Origin of the sequence: Streptomyces sp. NPDC091376 (assembly GCF_044757085.1) — a bacterium.
GTDB lineage: Bacteria > Actinomycetota > Actinomycetes > Streptomycetales > Streptomycetaceae > Streptomyces > Streptomyces pratisoli.
On sequence record NZ_JBIVUF010000001.1, the window covers coordinates 616,584 to 630,302 of the forward strand.

At 69.8% G+C, this 13,719-nt stretch carries 10 protein-coding genes; 3 read left to right on the forward strand and 7 right to left on the reverse strand.

Features of this window, described 5'->3' with window-relative positions; genetic code table 11:
• Positions 1-52: 52 nt before the first annotated feature.
• Positions 53-1,144: a mechanosensitive ion channel family protein gene (locus ACIQMR_RS02715; RefSeq protein ID WP_401382017.1), complete on the reverse strand. Its 1,092-nt coding sequence runs from the start codon at positions 1,142-1,144 to the stop codon at positions 53-55.
• A gap of 23 nt (positions 1,145-1,167) precedes the next feature.
• Here ACIQMR_RS02715 and ACIQMR_RS02720 point away from each other — a divergent pair, with 23 nt between their 5' ends.
• The gene (locus tag ACIQMR_RS02720; protein WP_401382020.1) at positions 1,168-1,737 is read left to right on the forward strand and encodes a dienelactone hydrolase family protein; all 570 of its coding nucleotides are present in this window, start codon (positions 1,168-1,170) and stop codon (positions 1,735-1,737) included.
• A gap of 45 nt (positions 1,738-1,782) precedes the next feature.
• Here ACIQMR_RS02720 and ACIQMR_RS02725 read toward each other — a convergent pair whose 3' ends face one another.
• From ACIQMR_RS02725 to ACIQMR_RS02745, 5 genes are all read right to left on the reverse strand, one after another.
• Positions 1,783-3,351, reverse strand: a complete 1,569-nt coding sequence (locus tag ACIQMR_RS02725) for a protein kinase (protein ID WP_401382023.1) — start codon at positions 3,349-3,351, stop codon at positions 1,783-1,785.
• Positions 3,352-3,385: 34 nt separating this feature from the next.
• Complete coding sequence (locus ACIQMR_RS02730; protein ID WP_401382025.1) at positions 3,386-5,035, reverse strand: alkaline phosphatase D family protein; 1,650 nt, start codon at positions 5,033-5,035, stop codon at positions 3,386-3,388.
• A 101-nt stretch (positions 5,036-5,136) separates the two neighbouring features.
• Positions 5,137-5,949 (reverse strand): DsbA family protein, encoded by an 813-nt coding sequence (locus ACIQMR_RS02735; protein WP_401382027.1) that lies wholly within the window; start codon positions 5,947-5,949, stop codon positions 5,137-5,139.
• A gap of 50 nt (positions 5,950-5,999) precedes the next feature.
• On the reverse strand, positions 6,000-6,683 hold the full coding sequence (locus ACIQMR_RS02740; RefSeq protein ID WP_401382029.1) for a hypothetical protein: 684 nt from the start codon (positions 6,681-6,683) through the stop codon (positions 6,000-6,002).
• A 136-nt stretch (positions 6,684-6,819) separates the two neighbouring features.
• Complete coding sequence (locus tag ACIQMR_RS02745; protein ID WP_401382032.1) at positions 6,820-8,148, reverse strand: DUF2252 domain-containing protein; 1,329 nt, start codon at positions 8,146-8,148, stop codon at positions 6,820-6,822.
• Positions 8,149-8,362: 214 nt separating this feature from the next.
• Between ACIQMR_RS02745 and dnaE the strand changes: the two genes are divergently transcribed.
• The gene (gene dnaE, locus ACIQMR_RS02750) at positions 8,363-11,902 is read left to right on the forward strand and encodes a DNA polymerase III subunit alpha (RefSeq protein ID WP_401382035.1); all 3,540 of its coding nucleotides are present in this window, start codon (positions 8,363-8,365) and stop codon (positions 11,900-11,902) included.
• 116 nt (positions 11,903-12,018) lie between these two features.
• On the opposite strand, the gene ACIQMR_RS02755 is transcribed toward dnaE, so the two are convergent.
• On the reverse strand, positions 12,019-12,192 hold the full coding sequence (locus ACIQMR_RS02755; RefSeq protein WP_401382036.1) for a hypothetical protein: 174 nt from the start codon (positions 12,190-12,192) through the stop codon (positions 12,019-12,021).
• Positions 12,193-12,415: 223 nt separating this feature from the next.
• On the opposite strand from ACIQMR_RS02755, the gene ACIQMR_RS02760 reads away from it, so the two are divergent.
• Entirely contained in the window at positions 12,416-13,684 is a 1,269-nt protein-coding gene (locus ACIQMR_RS02760; RefSeq protein WP_401382038.1) for an NYN domain-containing protein, read from the forward strand.
• Positions 13,685-13,719 lie beyond the last annotated feature (35 nt).

Consider the following 13,719-nt stretch of genomic DNA (forward strand, 5'->3'; position numbering starts at 1 on the left):
GAGGTGCCGGGCTCCGCTCCACGTCCGCTGCCGCGCACGGGCGGCGCAGGCCCTAACCGCGGCCCGTGCGGTGGACGGACTCGTCGGGTGGCGTGTGTTCGCCCGGGGGCTCGGCGGCGCGTGCGGTCGCGATGTGCGGCAGTGCGTAGGGATGGTGGTCGCAGAGCCAGGCGATCAGCTGTTCGCGCACCGCGCACCGGACCGTCCAGACGTCGTCCGCGTCCTTCGCGGTGACCACGGCGCGCACGACCATCGTGTTCGGCGTGGTGTCCGTGACCGCGAGGGACCAGTCGCGGCCGTCCCAGGCCGGGCATCCGCGCAGGACGTCATGGAGCTTCTCGCGCATCTCGTGCACCGGCGCCGAGTGGTCCAGGTGGAAGAAGACCGTCCCGGTCATCTGCACCCCGCCGCGCGACCAGTTCTCGAACGGCTTGCTGGTGAAGTACGACACCGGCATCGTGATGCGGCGCTCGTCCCAGGTGCGCACCGCGAGGAAGGTGAGGGTGATCTCCTCGACCGTTCCCCACTCGCCGTCCACGACCACCGTGTCGCCGATCCGCACCATGTCGCCGAACGCGATCTGCAGGCCCGCGAAGAGATTGCCCAGCGTCGACTGGGCCGCGATGCCGGCGACGATGCCGAGGACACCGGCGGAGGCGAGCATCGACGCGCCGACCGCCCGCATCGCGGGGAACGTGAGCAGCATCGCCGCGACCGCCACGACGCCGACCACCGCGATGACGACCCGCTGGATCAGCGTGACCTGCGTACGGACCCGGCGCACACGTGCCGGATCGCGCGTGACGGCGGCGTACCGGGTGTACGAGGATTCGACGACGGCCGTCGCGATCCGCACCACCAGCCAGGCCGAGGCGCCGATGAGCACCAGCGTCAGCAACTGCCCGATGCCCGCCTCGTGCTGCTGCACCGTCGCGATCTCGGCCTGCCGGAAGGTGCCTCTCAGCAGTGCCGAGCCGAGCACGAACTGCAGCGGGACGCGGCAGCGGCGCAGCATGCCCCACAGCGGGGTCTCGGTGTGCCGGGAGTCGGCGCGACGAAGCAGCACATCGGTCAGCCACCCCACGAGCAGCGTGAGGACGACCGAGCCGCCGATGACGATCAACGGACGCAGCACGTTTTCCATGTCCTCGAACGTAACCTGACCGCATGGACATCATGCTTTTCCATTCGACATACGGTCTGCGCCCGGCCGTGCTCGCCGCCGCCGAGCGCCTCCGGGCGGCCGGACACCAGGTGTGGACGCCCGATCTCTTCGAGGGTCGGGTCTTCGACTCGGTCGAGGAGGCCAGGGAGTACAAGAGCGAGGTCGGCGTGGACGAGCTGCTGAAGCGGGCGATCCTGGCCGCCGCGCCCCACTCCGAGCGCGGACTCGTGTACGGGGGCTTCTCGCTGGGCGCGGCCATCGCCCAGAACCTGGCGCTGGGCGACGAGAAGGCGCGCGGCCTGCTCCTGCTGCACGGTACGTCCGACATCGCGGAGGACGCCAAGGTGGACGAGCTGCCCGTACAGCTCCATGTCGCCGACCCCGACCCGTTCGAGCCGCACGACTGGCTGACCGCCTGGTATCTGCGGATGGGCAGGGCCGGGGCGGACGTCGAGGTCCACCGTTACCCGGGCGCCGGGCATCTGTACACGGATCCGGATCTGCCCGACCACGACGCTCAGGCCGCCGAGCAGACCTGGCGCGTGGCGCTCGGTTTCCTGGAATCCCTGTAGGGGCCAGGAGCCAGGAGCCAGGAGCCAGGAGCCAGGAGCCAGGGGCTACGGGCGCGTGCAGCGGCCCGAGGGGTCGCTCGCCGGCGGACGGCACTGCAGGCCGAAGTCGTCCGCGCTCGTGCTCAGATAGCGGGCGAAACAGGTGTTCGCCGTGGTCCTGCCGCGCTCCGCGCAGAACGCGAGAGCGGCCCGGCCGTCGGCGAACGGCCCCGGTGCGTAGATCACCCAGTAGCCCGGCCGCAACGAGGCGTAGCCGTCGCTGCGTACGTACTCGGCCTCGGGCACGGTCTCGCGGACCTTGGCGAGCCGCTGGTCCCGTGCGCCCGTGCCGGAACCGACGGGTTCGGAGAAGAGCTGGGCGATCCAGCGCCCCGAGGACGCGGGCGGGGTGTCGCCCGGCGGGGCCGGCGCGGTGACGGTCACTGTTGGAGCCGCACTCGCCGGTGGTGCGGTCGGGGACGTGGTCGTGGGCGGCGGCGTGCTGGGCGCCGTGCTCGTCGCGCCGCCGGAGCCCTTCGCGCCCCCCGTGGTCTCCGTCTCCGAGCCGCGCAAGGCGAGAACGAGCGCGGTCGCGGCGGTGACCGCGACGGCCACGGCGATCGCGGCGACGACCACGGGTGCACGGCCCGGCCGTTGCCGCTCCGGGAGAGACGGCGGCCGCGTCGGCTGCGGAACCGTCGGTCGCGGACTGTCGAGCCGGGTGGGCACGGGAGGCACCGGCCAGGGCGCGGATTCCGGCGGCCGCGCCGTCGAGGTCGGCTGTACCCAGTACGGCGTCGTCCCCGACTCCACCTGCGCCAGCATCGCGTCGAGCCGTGCCGCGTCGGGTCGCGCCGACGGGTCCCGTACGAGCAGCGCCTGCAGCACGGGCGCCAGCGGCCCGGAGCGCACCGGTGGGGGCACCGGGTCGTCGAGCACGGCCGCCAGCGTCGCCAGCGTGGTCGCCCGGCGCAACGGACTGACGCCCTCCACGCACACGTACAGCACGAGCCCGAGCGACCACAGGTCCGACGCGGGATCGTCGTCGTGACCGCGGACGCGTTCCGGTGCGATGAACTCGGGCGAGCCGACCAGCTCACCCGTGGCGGTGAGCGACGTCGAGCCCTGGAGCGCCGCGATCCCGAAGTCGGTGAGTACGGCGTCGGCGGCACCACCCGGGCCGCCGGGCCCGGCGGGACTCTCGGGCCGCAGCAGGACGTTGGCGGGCTTCACGTCCCGGTGCTGGATGCCCGCCGCGTGTGCGGCGCTGAGGGCGGAGAGCGTCTGGCGGCCGATGCGTGCCGCTTCCCGCGGGGTCAACGAGCCCTGGGAGAGGCGGTCCTGGAGCGAGATGCCCGGCACCAGAGCCATCACGATCCACGGATGCGGCCGCACGTCCACGATGTGATGGACCGTCACCACATGGGGGTGGTTGAGCCGGGCGAGCGCCCGCGCCTCACGCAGGACGCGTTCGCGCACCGCGTCGGACGTGGAGGCGTCGGGACGGACCGCCTTCAGCGCGACTTCGCGGTGGAGCACGGTGTCGCGAGCCCGCCACACCGTGCCCATTCCGCCGCTGCCGAGCGGCTCGATCAGCTCGAACCGCCCGTCGATCAGTTCCCCCGGCGCATTCATGGCGCCAGGTTAGAGGAATCTGAACGGCCGTTGCTCAGAGCACCGGCCGGCTGACCCGCTCGACCTTCTGCGTCCCGTTGAGCGTGCGGTACGAACGCGCCCAGGAGGCCGTCGCGTCCTGACGCGTCTTGTCGGAGAGCGTGTAGTAGTCCATCTGCGAGTGCTCGGCGGTCACATCGAGGACGCCGTACCCGTGATGGTCCATGTCGAGCCACTTCACATGGCGGTTGGCGGCCTTGACGGCGGTGGCCGCGACCAGGGACAGCGTGCCCGGCGCGACGTGCAGGATCTCGTCGAGGTTGTCGGACGTCACCGACGTCACCACGAACTCGGTCGCGGCCGACTGCGACAGCGGGTACGTCGCCGCCTTCACCGGAACGTCGTTGGCCCACGCCATGTGGATGTCGCCGGTGAGGAAGACGGTGTTCTTGATGCCGCGGTCCGTCAGATGCTTCAGCAGCTCCTTGCGGTCGTCCGTGTAGCCGTCCCACTGGTCGACGTTGACCGCGAGGCCCTCCTTGGGCAGACCGAGCAGGTCGGCGATCGGCTCCAGCAGATAGGCGGGTACGGAGCCGAAGGCGACCGGCGAGATCATCACCGACGTACCGACCAGCTTCCAGGTCGCGTCCGAGGACGCCAGGCCCGACTTGAGCCAGTCCAGCTGGGCGCGGCCGGTGATCGTGCGCTCCGGGTCGTCGACCGTGCCGCTGCCCACGGACGCCTGCTGCGAGCGGAACGAGCGCAGATCGAGCAGATGCAGGTCGGCCAGCTTGCCGAAGCGCAGCCGGCGGTAGACCGTGCCCTCCGTCGAGGCGCGCACGGGCATCCACTCGAAGTAGGCCCGCTTGGCGGCCGCGGCGCGGGCCGCGTAGTCGCCCTCGGTGCCCGGCGTGTGGTTCTCCGCGCCCCCGGACCAGGCGTCGTTGGCTATCTCGTGGTCGTCCCAGATCGCGATGAGCGGGTGGGCGGCGTGCAGCGACTGGAGGTCGGCGTCGGTCTTGTAGTTGCCGTGCCGGGTGCGGTAGTCGGCGAGCGTGGTGATCTCGTGCCGGGGCTCGTGGCGCCGTACGACCTCGTCCTCGGCCGGGTAGCCGCCGGTGCCGTACTCGTAGATGTAGTCGCCGAGATGGAGGACCGCGTGCAGATCGGCGCGGGCCGCCAGATGCCGGTACGCGGAGAAGTAGCCCGACTCCCAGTTGGCGCAGGAGACGACACCGAAGCGGACACCGGACGCGGCGGCGTCGACGGCGGGCGCGGTGCGGGTGCGGCCGACGGCGGAGACCGCGGTGCCGGAGGTGAAGCGGAAGTAATAGGTGGTGCCGGGGCGCAGGCCCCTGACGTCGACCTTGACGGTGTGGTCGGAGGTGGCGGTGGCGGTGGTGAGTCCGCCGGAGACGACGGCGGTGAACGCCTTGTCCTCGGCGATCTCCCAGCGCACCTCGGTGGCGGCGCCCTTGCCGGAGCCGGGAACGGCGTCCGGGGCGGGCGTGACCCGGGTCCACAGCAGCACACCGTCGGGCAGCGGGTCGCCCGAGGCGACACCATGGAGGAACGCGGGGGCCGACTCGGCGGCGGAAGCGGAGGACGCGGCGGCGCCGGCCAGAACGGGCGCGGCGACAGCGGTGGCGGCAGCGGCCTTGACGACCGTGCGGCGGCTCGGAGTTGTGGTGAGTCTACTGGTCACGGGCGGTCAGCCTACTGACCGGTACGGCGAACGGGCAGACGAATTCAGAGAATTCGTCTGCCCGTCCTTCGAGCGCTACCGAGCGCTCTCCATGTGGGCCGTCAGCCCTTGAGCGCCTTGTCGATCGCGGCGTTGAACTGCTCGACCGTCATGGGCGCGTTCTCGCTGCCGTCCGCGGTCACCTTCTTGCCGTCCATCTTCAGCGTCGGCGTACCCGTCACACCGCTGTCGCTGAAGGTCTGGGACATCTTCAGCGCCCAGGGGTCGAAGGTGCCGTTCTCGACGTTCTTCTTGAACTCGGCGTTCCCCTTGAGCGCGCCGACCGAGTTCGCGACCTCCAGCAGGTACGAGTCCTTGGCGAACTTGTCCTCGCTCTCCTCGGGGTGGAACTTCGCCGAGTAGAGCGCCGCCTTGTACTCCGTGAAGGCTTCGGGACTGACGTCGAGCGCGGCGCCCAGGGCGGAGAGGGCGTTCTTGGAGCCCTCGCCGCTGTCGGCGTTGTCGATGAACGTGGCGCCGATGTACTTCACCTTGTACTTGCCGGCGTCGACGTCCTTCTTGACCGTCTCGCCGACCGCCTGCTCGAAGGTCGCGCAGATCGGGCAGCGCGAGTCCTCGTAGATCTCCAGGGTCTTCTTCGCGGCGGGCTTGCCGATGACGACCGTCGTGCCGTTCTCGCCCTCGGTGTTCTTGGGCTTGACGACCTTCGCGTCCTTCGCGGCCTCCCAGGCCGTGGGCTTGTTGGCCTGCATGACGGCATAGCCGATGCCGCCCGCCGCGATCAGTACGCCGACCGTCGAAAGGGCGACGATGATCTGCCGCCTGGCCTTGTCCTTCTTCGCCTGGCGCTCGCGCTCCGCGCGCATCCGCTCGCGGGCGGCAGCCTTGTTGGCCTTGCTGTTGCGTGCACTCATGATCGTGTTCTCCGTGGGAAAGGGGTGGTCGGGCGGGGGACTGCCGGGGCTCAGACGAGAGCCGGAGCCGGCAGCGGCGGTCCCCTGCGTCGCACGGACTGCACGAAGTGGCGGGTACGGGCGGCGTGCGTCCGTACCGGGGAGGGCATCGCGGAACGGGCGCCGGCGCGGGCGCCGCGGACGACGGCGACGGCTGTCAGCAGTGGCCGGAACGCCGCCACCGCCGCCGTCCGCAGCAGACCCGCGAGCGCCGACTCGCCGTGCCGCAGCCAGGCCGCGGCGACAAGCCCGACCGACACGTGGGCGGCGAGCAGCAGCCAGGGCACGGACGGGTCCGGGGAGTCGATCAGTGCCGCCATGTGCCCCTCGGCCGAGGCGACGCCTGGCAGGGGCGCACCGGCGCTGCGGCCGCACAGCACGTCCACCCCGACCGCGCGCAGCGCACCGGCGACCGGCCCGCCGGCGGCGCCGTAACAGACGTGCTGGCCGGTGGTGAAGACGGTGTCCGCGGCCAGCTCCAGCGGGACCAGCACGGCCGCGATCGGCCCGTATCCGCGCTCGCGTCCCGCCAGCGCGTAGGTGAGCAGGAACACCCCGGCGGCGACGGCGGCGACGGTCGGCAGCGGCAGCGGCACCTGCGACAGCAGCACGTGGGAGGCCGCGGACAGCGTCACGACGAGTGCCGTGAAGATCGCTGCCCGCAGCCCCCTGAGCCGTGTCTCGCCTATGTGCACGGGGTCCTCTGCCTGCCGGATGTCCTTTACTGCCGGGGCCCAGGGGGAGGCCCCCCGGAAATCGGCATCGTTCAGGAGTGTGCCATGCCGCTCCGTAAGCCGCGGCTAAGGAGGATCCGGCCGCCCGTGGGCCGCCCTACCGCAGCCCCGGGATCCTTCCGTTGCGGAAGAGGTCCACGAAGATCTGGTGGTCGGCGCGCGCCCGTGCGCCATAGCTGTGCGCGAAGCCCACCAGCAGCTCCGCGAAGCCGTCCTCGTCGGCGGCGATCGCCGCGTCGATGGCCCGCTCGGTGGAGAACGGCACCAGCGAGTGGCCGCTCTCGTCGTCCGCGGCCGCGTGCATCGTGGCCGTCGCCCGGCCGAGATCGGCCACCACGGCCGCGATCTCCTCCGGGTCGTCGATGTCCGACCAGTCCAGGTCCACCGCGTACGGTGAGACCTCCGCGACCAGCTGACCGGACCCGTCCAGCTCCGTCCAGCCCAGCCACGGGTCCGAGTGCGCCTGCAGCGCGCGCTGCGAGATCACCGTGCGGTGGCCCTCGTGCTGGAAGTAGTCGCGGACGCGCTCGTCGGTGATGTGCCGGGACACCGCCGGGGTCTGCGCCTGCTTCATGTAGATCACGACGTCGTTCTCGAGCGCGTCGCTGTTGCCCTCAAGCAGGATGTTGTACGAGGGCAGCCCGGCCGATCCGATGCCGATGCCGCGCCGTCCGACCACGTCCTTCACCCGGTACGAGTCGGGGCGGGTCAGGCTCGACTCGGGCAGCGTCTCCAGATAGCCGTCGAACGCGGCCAGCACCTTGTACCGCGTCGCCGCGTCCAGCTCGATCGAGCCACCGCCGCCGGCGAAGCGCCGCTCGAAGTCGCGGATCTCGGTCATCGAGTCGAGCAGCCCGAAGCGGGTCAGCGAACGGGCGCTGTGCAGCGCCTCCAGGAGCGGGCCCTCCGCGGTGTCCAGCGTGAAGGGCGGCACCTCGTCGTTCTTGGCGCCGGTCGCCAGGGCGTGGACGCGCTCCCGGTAGGCAGCCGCGTAGACCCGCACCAGCTCGGTGATCTGCTCGTCACTGAGCGCCTTCGTGTAGCCGATCAGCGCGAGCGAGGCGGAGAGCCGCTTGAGGTCCCAGGTGAAGGGGCCGACGTACGCCTCGTCGAAGTCGTTGACGTTGAAGATCAAGCGACCGTTCGAGTCCATGTAGGTGCCGAAGTTCTCGGCGTGGAGGTCGCCGTGGATCCACACCCGGCTGGTGCGGTCGTCCAGATACGGGCCGCTGTGCTGCTCCCGCTCCAGGTCGGCGTAGAACAGGCTCGCCGAGCCCCGGTAGAAGGCGAAGGCGGAGGCCGCCATCTTGCGGAACTTCACCCGGAACGCGGCCGGGTCGGCGGCCAGAAGCTCGCCGAAGGCGGTGCCGAAGACGGAGAGGATCTCCTCGCCTCGCTCGCCGGCCGTGGGCTGGTGGACCGACATCGCTGGGTGCCTCCTGCTGCATGACATAAGGGACAGGGCTTCCGTCCCGCTCAACGCACGAAGGTAGTCCCGAGTGCCCGGCGGTCCAACCCGCCGCCCGACCGCCACCCCGCACCGGGGCACTGCGCCTCACCCCCGTTTGTCAGTGCGGGGGAATAGACTTCCACGCTGTCCACCCAGACTGCCGCCCACTGTTTGCCGGAGGCCTTCCGCCGTGACCAAGCCGCCCTTCACGCACCTGCACGTCCACACCCAGTACTCGCTGCTGGACGGTGCCGCGCGGCTCAAGGACATGTTCAACGCCTGCAACGAGATGGGCATGACGCACATCGCCATGAGCGACCATGGCAACCTCCACGGCGCGTACGACTTCTTCCATTCCGCGCAGAAGGCCGGAGTCACGCCGATCATCGGCATCGAGGCCTACGTCGCCCCGGAGTCCCGGCGGAACAAGCGGAAGATCCAGTGGGGCCAGCCGCACCAGAAGAGGGACGACGTCTCCGGTTCCGGTGGTTACACCCACAAGACGATCTGGGCGGCGAACAGGACGGGTCTGCACAACCTCTTCCGGCTCTCCTCGGACGCCTATGCCGAGGGCTGGCTGCAGAAGTGGCCGCGGATGGACAAGGAGACCATCTCCCAGTGGTCCGAGGGCCTGATCGCCTCCACCGGCTGCCCCTCCGGCGAGCTGCAGACGCGGCTGCGCCTCGGCCAGTTCGACGAGGCCCTGAAGTCGGCGTCCGAGTACCAGGACATCTTCGGCAAGGACCGCTACTTCCTGGAGCTGATGGACCACGGCATCGAGATCGAGCGCCGGGTCCGCGACGGACTGCTGGAGATCGGCAAGAAGCTCGGCATCCCGCCGCTGGTCACCAACGACTCGCACTACACGTACGCGCACGAGGCGACCGCCCATGACGCGCTGCTGTGCATCCAGACCGGCAAGAACCTCTCGGACCCGGACCGCTTCAAGTTCGACGGCACCGGCTACTACCTGAAGTCGACCGACGAGATGTACGCCATCGACGCGTCCGACGCCTGGCAGGAGGGCTGCCGCAACACCCTGCTGGTCGCGGAGCAGATCGACACCACGGGCATGTTCGAGGCGAAGAACCTCATGCCGAAGTTCGACATCCCCGAGGGCTTCACCGAGGTCACCTGGTTCAAGGAGGAGGTCCGCCTGGGCATGGACCGCCGCTTCCCCGGCGGCGTCCCCGAGGACCGGCAGAAGCAGGTCGAGTACGAGATGGACGTCATCATCCAGATGGGGTTCCCGGGGTACTTCCTCGTCGTCGCCGACTTCATCATGTGGGCCAAGAAGAACGGCATCGCGGTCGGCCCCGGCCGTGGTTCCGCGGCCGGTTCGATCGTCGCGTACGCGATGGGGATCACCGACCTCGACCCGATCCCGCACGGTCTGATCTTCGAGCGGTTCCTCAACCCCGAGCGCGTCTCCATGCCCGATGTCGACATCGACTTCGACGAGCGCAGGCGCGTCGAGGTGATCAGGTACGTGACCGAGAAGTACGGCGCGGACAAGGTCGCCATGATCGGCACCTACGGCAAGATCAAGGCCAAGAACGCCATCAAGGACTCCGCGCGCGTGCTGGGCTATCCGTACGCGATGGGCGACCGGCTCACCAAGGCGATGCCCGCCGACGTCCTCGGCAAGGGCATCGACCTGAACGGCATCACCGACCCCTCCCACCCGCGGTACAGCGAGGCGGGCGAGATCCGGTCGATGTACGAGAACGAACCGGACGTGAAGAAGGTCATCGACACCGCCAAGGGCGTCGAGGGCCTGGTCCGGCAGATGGGCGTGCACGCGGCCGGCGTGATCATGTCCAGCGAGCCCATCGTCGACCACGCCCCGATCTGGGTGCGGCACACCGACGGCGTGACCATCACCCAGTGGGACTACCCGCAGTGCGAGTCGCTCGGCCTGCTGAAGATGGACTTCCTGGGCCTTCGCAACCTCACGATCATGGACGACGCCATCAAGATGGTGAAGGCCAACAAGGGCATCGACCTGGAGATGCTCGCCCTCCCGCTGGACGACCCCAAGACCTTCGAACTGCTCTGCCGCGGTGACACCCTCGGCGTCTTCCAGTTCGACGGCGGCCCGATGCGCTCGCTGCTCCGCCAGATGCAGCCCGACAACTTCGAGGACATCTCCGCCGTCTCGGCCCTCTACCGGCCGGGCCCGATGGGCATGAACTCGCACATCAACTACGCGGAGCGCAAGAACGGCCGCCAGGAGATCTCGCCGATCCACAAGGAGCTGGAGGCACCGCTCGAAGAGGTCCTCGCGGTCACCTACGGCCTGATCGTCTACCAGGAGCAGGTGCAGAAGGCCGCCCAGATCATCGCCGGGTACTCGCTCGGCGAGGCCGACATCCTCCGCCGCGTCATGGGCAAGAAGAAGCCCGAGGAACTGGCGAAGAACTTCACCATCTTCCAGGCCGGCGCCCGGAAGAACGACTACAGCGACGAGGCCATCCAGGCCCTGTGGGACGTCCTGGTCCCCTTCGCCGGCTACGCCTTCAACAAGGCCCACTCCGCCGCGTACGGACTGGTCTCCTACTGGACCGCGTATCTGAAGGCCAACTACCCGGCCGAGTACATGGCCGCGCTGCTCACCTCGGTCAAGGACGACAAGGACAAGTCCGCGGTCTACCTGAACGAGTGCCGTCGCATGGGCATCAAGGTGCTGCCGCCCAATGTGAACGAGTCCGAGCAGAACTTCGCCGCCCAGGGCGACGACGTCATCCTCTTCGGCCTCACGGCCGTCCGTAACGTCGGCACGAACGTCGTCGAGTCGATCATCCGCAGCCGCAAGGCCAAAGGGAAGTACACGTCCTTCCCCGACTTCCTCGACAAGGTCGAGGCCGTCGTCTGCAACAAGCGGACCATCGAGTCGCTCATCAAGGCGGGCGCCTTCGACGAGATGGGGCACACCCGCAAGGGCCTGGTCGCCCAGCACGAGCCGATGATCGACAACGTGGTGGCGGTCAAGCGCAAGGAGGCGGAGGGGCAGTTCGACCTCTTCGGCGGGATGGGAGAGGAGGACAGCAGCGAGCCGGGCTTCGGGCTCGACGTCGAGTTCTCCGACGTCGAGTGGGAGAAGTCGTATCTGCTCGCCCAGGAGCGCGAGATGCTCGGCCTCTACGTCTCCGACCACCCGCTCTTCGGTATCGAGCACGTGCTGAGCGACAAGAGCGACGCGGCGATCGCGCAGCTCACCGGAGGCGAGCACGCGGACGGAGCGGTCGTCACCATCGGCGGCATCATCTCCGGCCTGCAGCGCAAGATGACCAAGCAGGGCAACGCGTGGGCGATCGCCACCGTGGAGGACCTGGCGGGCTCGATCGAGTGCATGTTCTTCCCGGCGACGTACCAACTGGTGTCCACCCAGCTCGTCGAGGACACGGTCGTCTTCGTCAAGGGCCGGCTCGACAAGCGCGAGGACGTACCGCGGCTCGTCGCGATGGAGCTGATGGTCCCCGACCTGTCCAACGCGGGCACCAACGCCCCCGTGGTGATCAGCATTCCGACGGTGAAGGTCACCCCGCCGATGATCAGCCGGCTCGGTGAGATCCTCGGCCACCACAAGGGCAACACGGAGGTGCGGATCAAGCTCCAGGGAGCCCGCAAGACCACCGTGCTCCGCCTCGACCGGCACCGGGTCCAGCCCGATCCCGCGCTCTTCGGCGATCTGAAGGTGCTGCTCGGCCCGTCCTGCCTGGCGGGCTGAGACCGGCGCACGACGTGTGACGCACGTGGACGCGTGACGTACGTGAACCTGCGACGCACTTGAGGGGCGCGCCCGGTCATCGGGCGCGCCCCTCACGCATGCGTCGGCGTGGTGCGTCAGTTGTGGCCGAAGCGCTTCTGACGGCCCTTGTGGGCAACGCTGGTCGGCGGTACCTGCGTGTCCCGGCGCTCCGACTGGGCCTCCATCGAAGAAGAACGGGCCTCTTGGGCGCTCCGCTCGGCGTTCGAGCCGGTCTGTATCTTGCGATCTCGGTTCTTGTTCTTGGCCATGGTGGTGCCTCCTGCGGGATCTAGGGGCCAGGGCCGCCATCAGACTCACATACCGCCGGAAGGGCCGCATTTCGGATCATTGCAGTGAGTAACGGGCTGCTGTTACGGTGCGGCTTCACGACCCGCCACGCCGATGATCGAGTTCCGGCCGTTAACCTCCCGGCGTTCGGGCAGACTCGAAGGAAACCCGAAGCAACTCCGATCCCGAGGTTCCCGAAAGAGGGTGGAACACGTGGACCGCTGCGTCGTCCTGGTGGACGCCGGCTATCTGCTGGGCGCCGCCGCGAGTCTCCTCGCCGGAGAACCGGCCCGTTCGCGCATCACCGTCGACCACGCCGCCCTCATCCATGCCCTGCGCGAGCGCGCCGAAGCCGATACGGAACGTCCGCTGCTCCGCATCTACTGGTTCGACGGAGCCCCCGACCGCGTACCCCAGCCCGAGCACCGCAGGCTCCGGGTCATGCCCCGCGTCACCGTCCGGCTGGGCGCGCTGACCCGCAGCGACGGCCGATGGGCGCAGAAGGGCGTCGACGCCGCGATGCACGCCGAGCTCACCGAGCTGGCCAGAAATCGCGCCTGCTCCGACGTGGTGCTGGTGACCGGTGACGGCGATCTGCTGCCCGGACTGATGTCCGCGAAGGAACACGGCGTCGCCGTCCACCTCTGGGCCGTCCAGGCCGCCGACGGCGACTACAACCAGTCCGAGGACCTGGTCGCCGAGGCCGACGAACGCCGAGTCCTCGACCGGGCCTGGATCACCCAGGCCGTACGCGCCAAGGAACTCACCGGAATCTGCGCCCCGCCACCCGCGCCCCGCCCCGAGATCGCGGCGATCCTCTCCGCCCCGCTGCCCGAGTCGGCACTCGCGGCCGCCGCGGAGCGCGCTGAGGACACGGGCCCCCGAGTGACTCCGGTGGGCAACGGGTCGTCGGCCCCGGCCGCGGGCAGCGGTACGGAGAACGGGGTGGCCGCCCCCGTCGGCCCCCACACCAAGGGCGTCCCCACCCCCAAGGACCTGGCGGGCCTGCGCGGCCCGGCCGTCCAGACGGACCGGCAACCCGCCGGTGCCACCCTGCGCTGGTCCTCCGACAAGGGCTGGATCGAGCGCTCGGGCGGTGGCGCGCTCGGCGAGCCCCCGGAGACCGCCTCGCTGCCCACCCTCGCCCAGCTCACCAGCGCCGAGCAGCGCTGGGCGGACCGCGAGGAGGACATCACCACCGTCGGCGGCGACCCCTTCGAGGTCGGACAGGTCTTCGCCCGCCGCTGGATGGAGCGGCTGCCGGACCCCGCGCACGTGACCAAGCTGTCCACCATGTACCCGCGCATCCCGCACCGCATCGACGGCGAACTGCTCCGGTACGCCGCGCGTTTCGGGCTGCTCGCCCACAAGGACGACCAGATCGACGAGCATGACCGGTACGCGATCCGGGCCGGATTCTGGCGGGAGATCGACGTACGTGCCGCCACGGAACGCGCCCCGGCCGGGGAGTAGGACGGCGGACCCCGTAGGCTCGTCCCTCGTGAGTA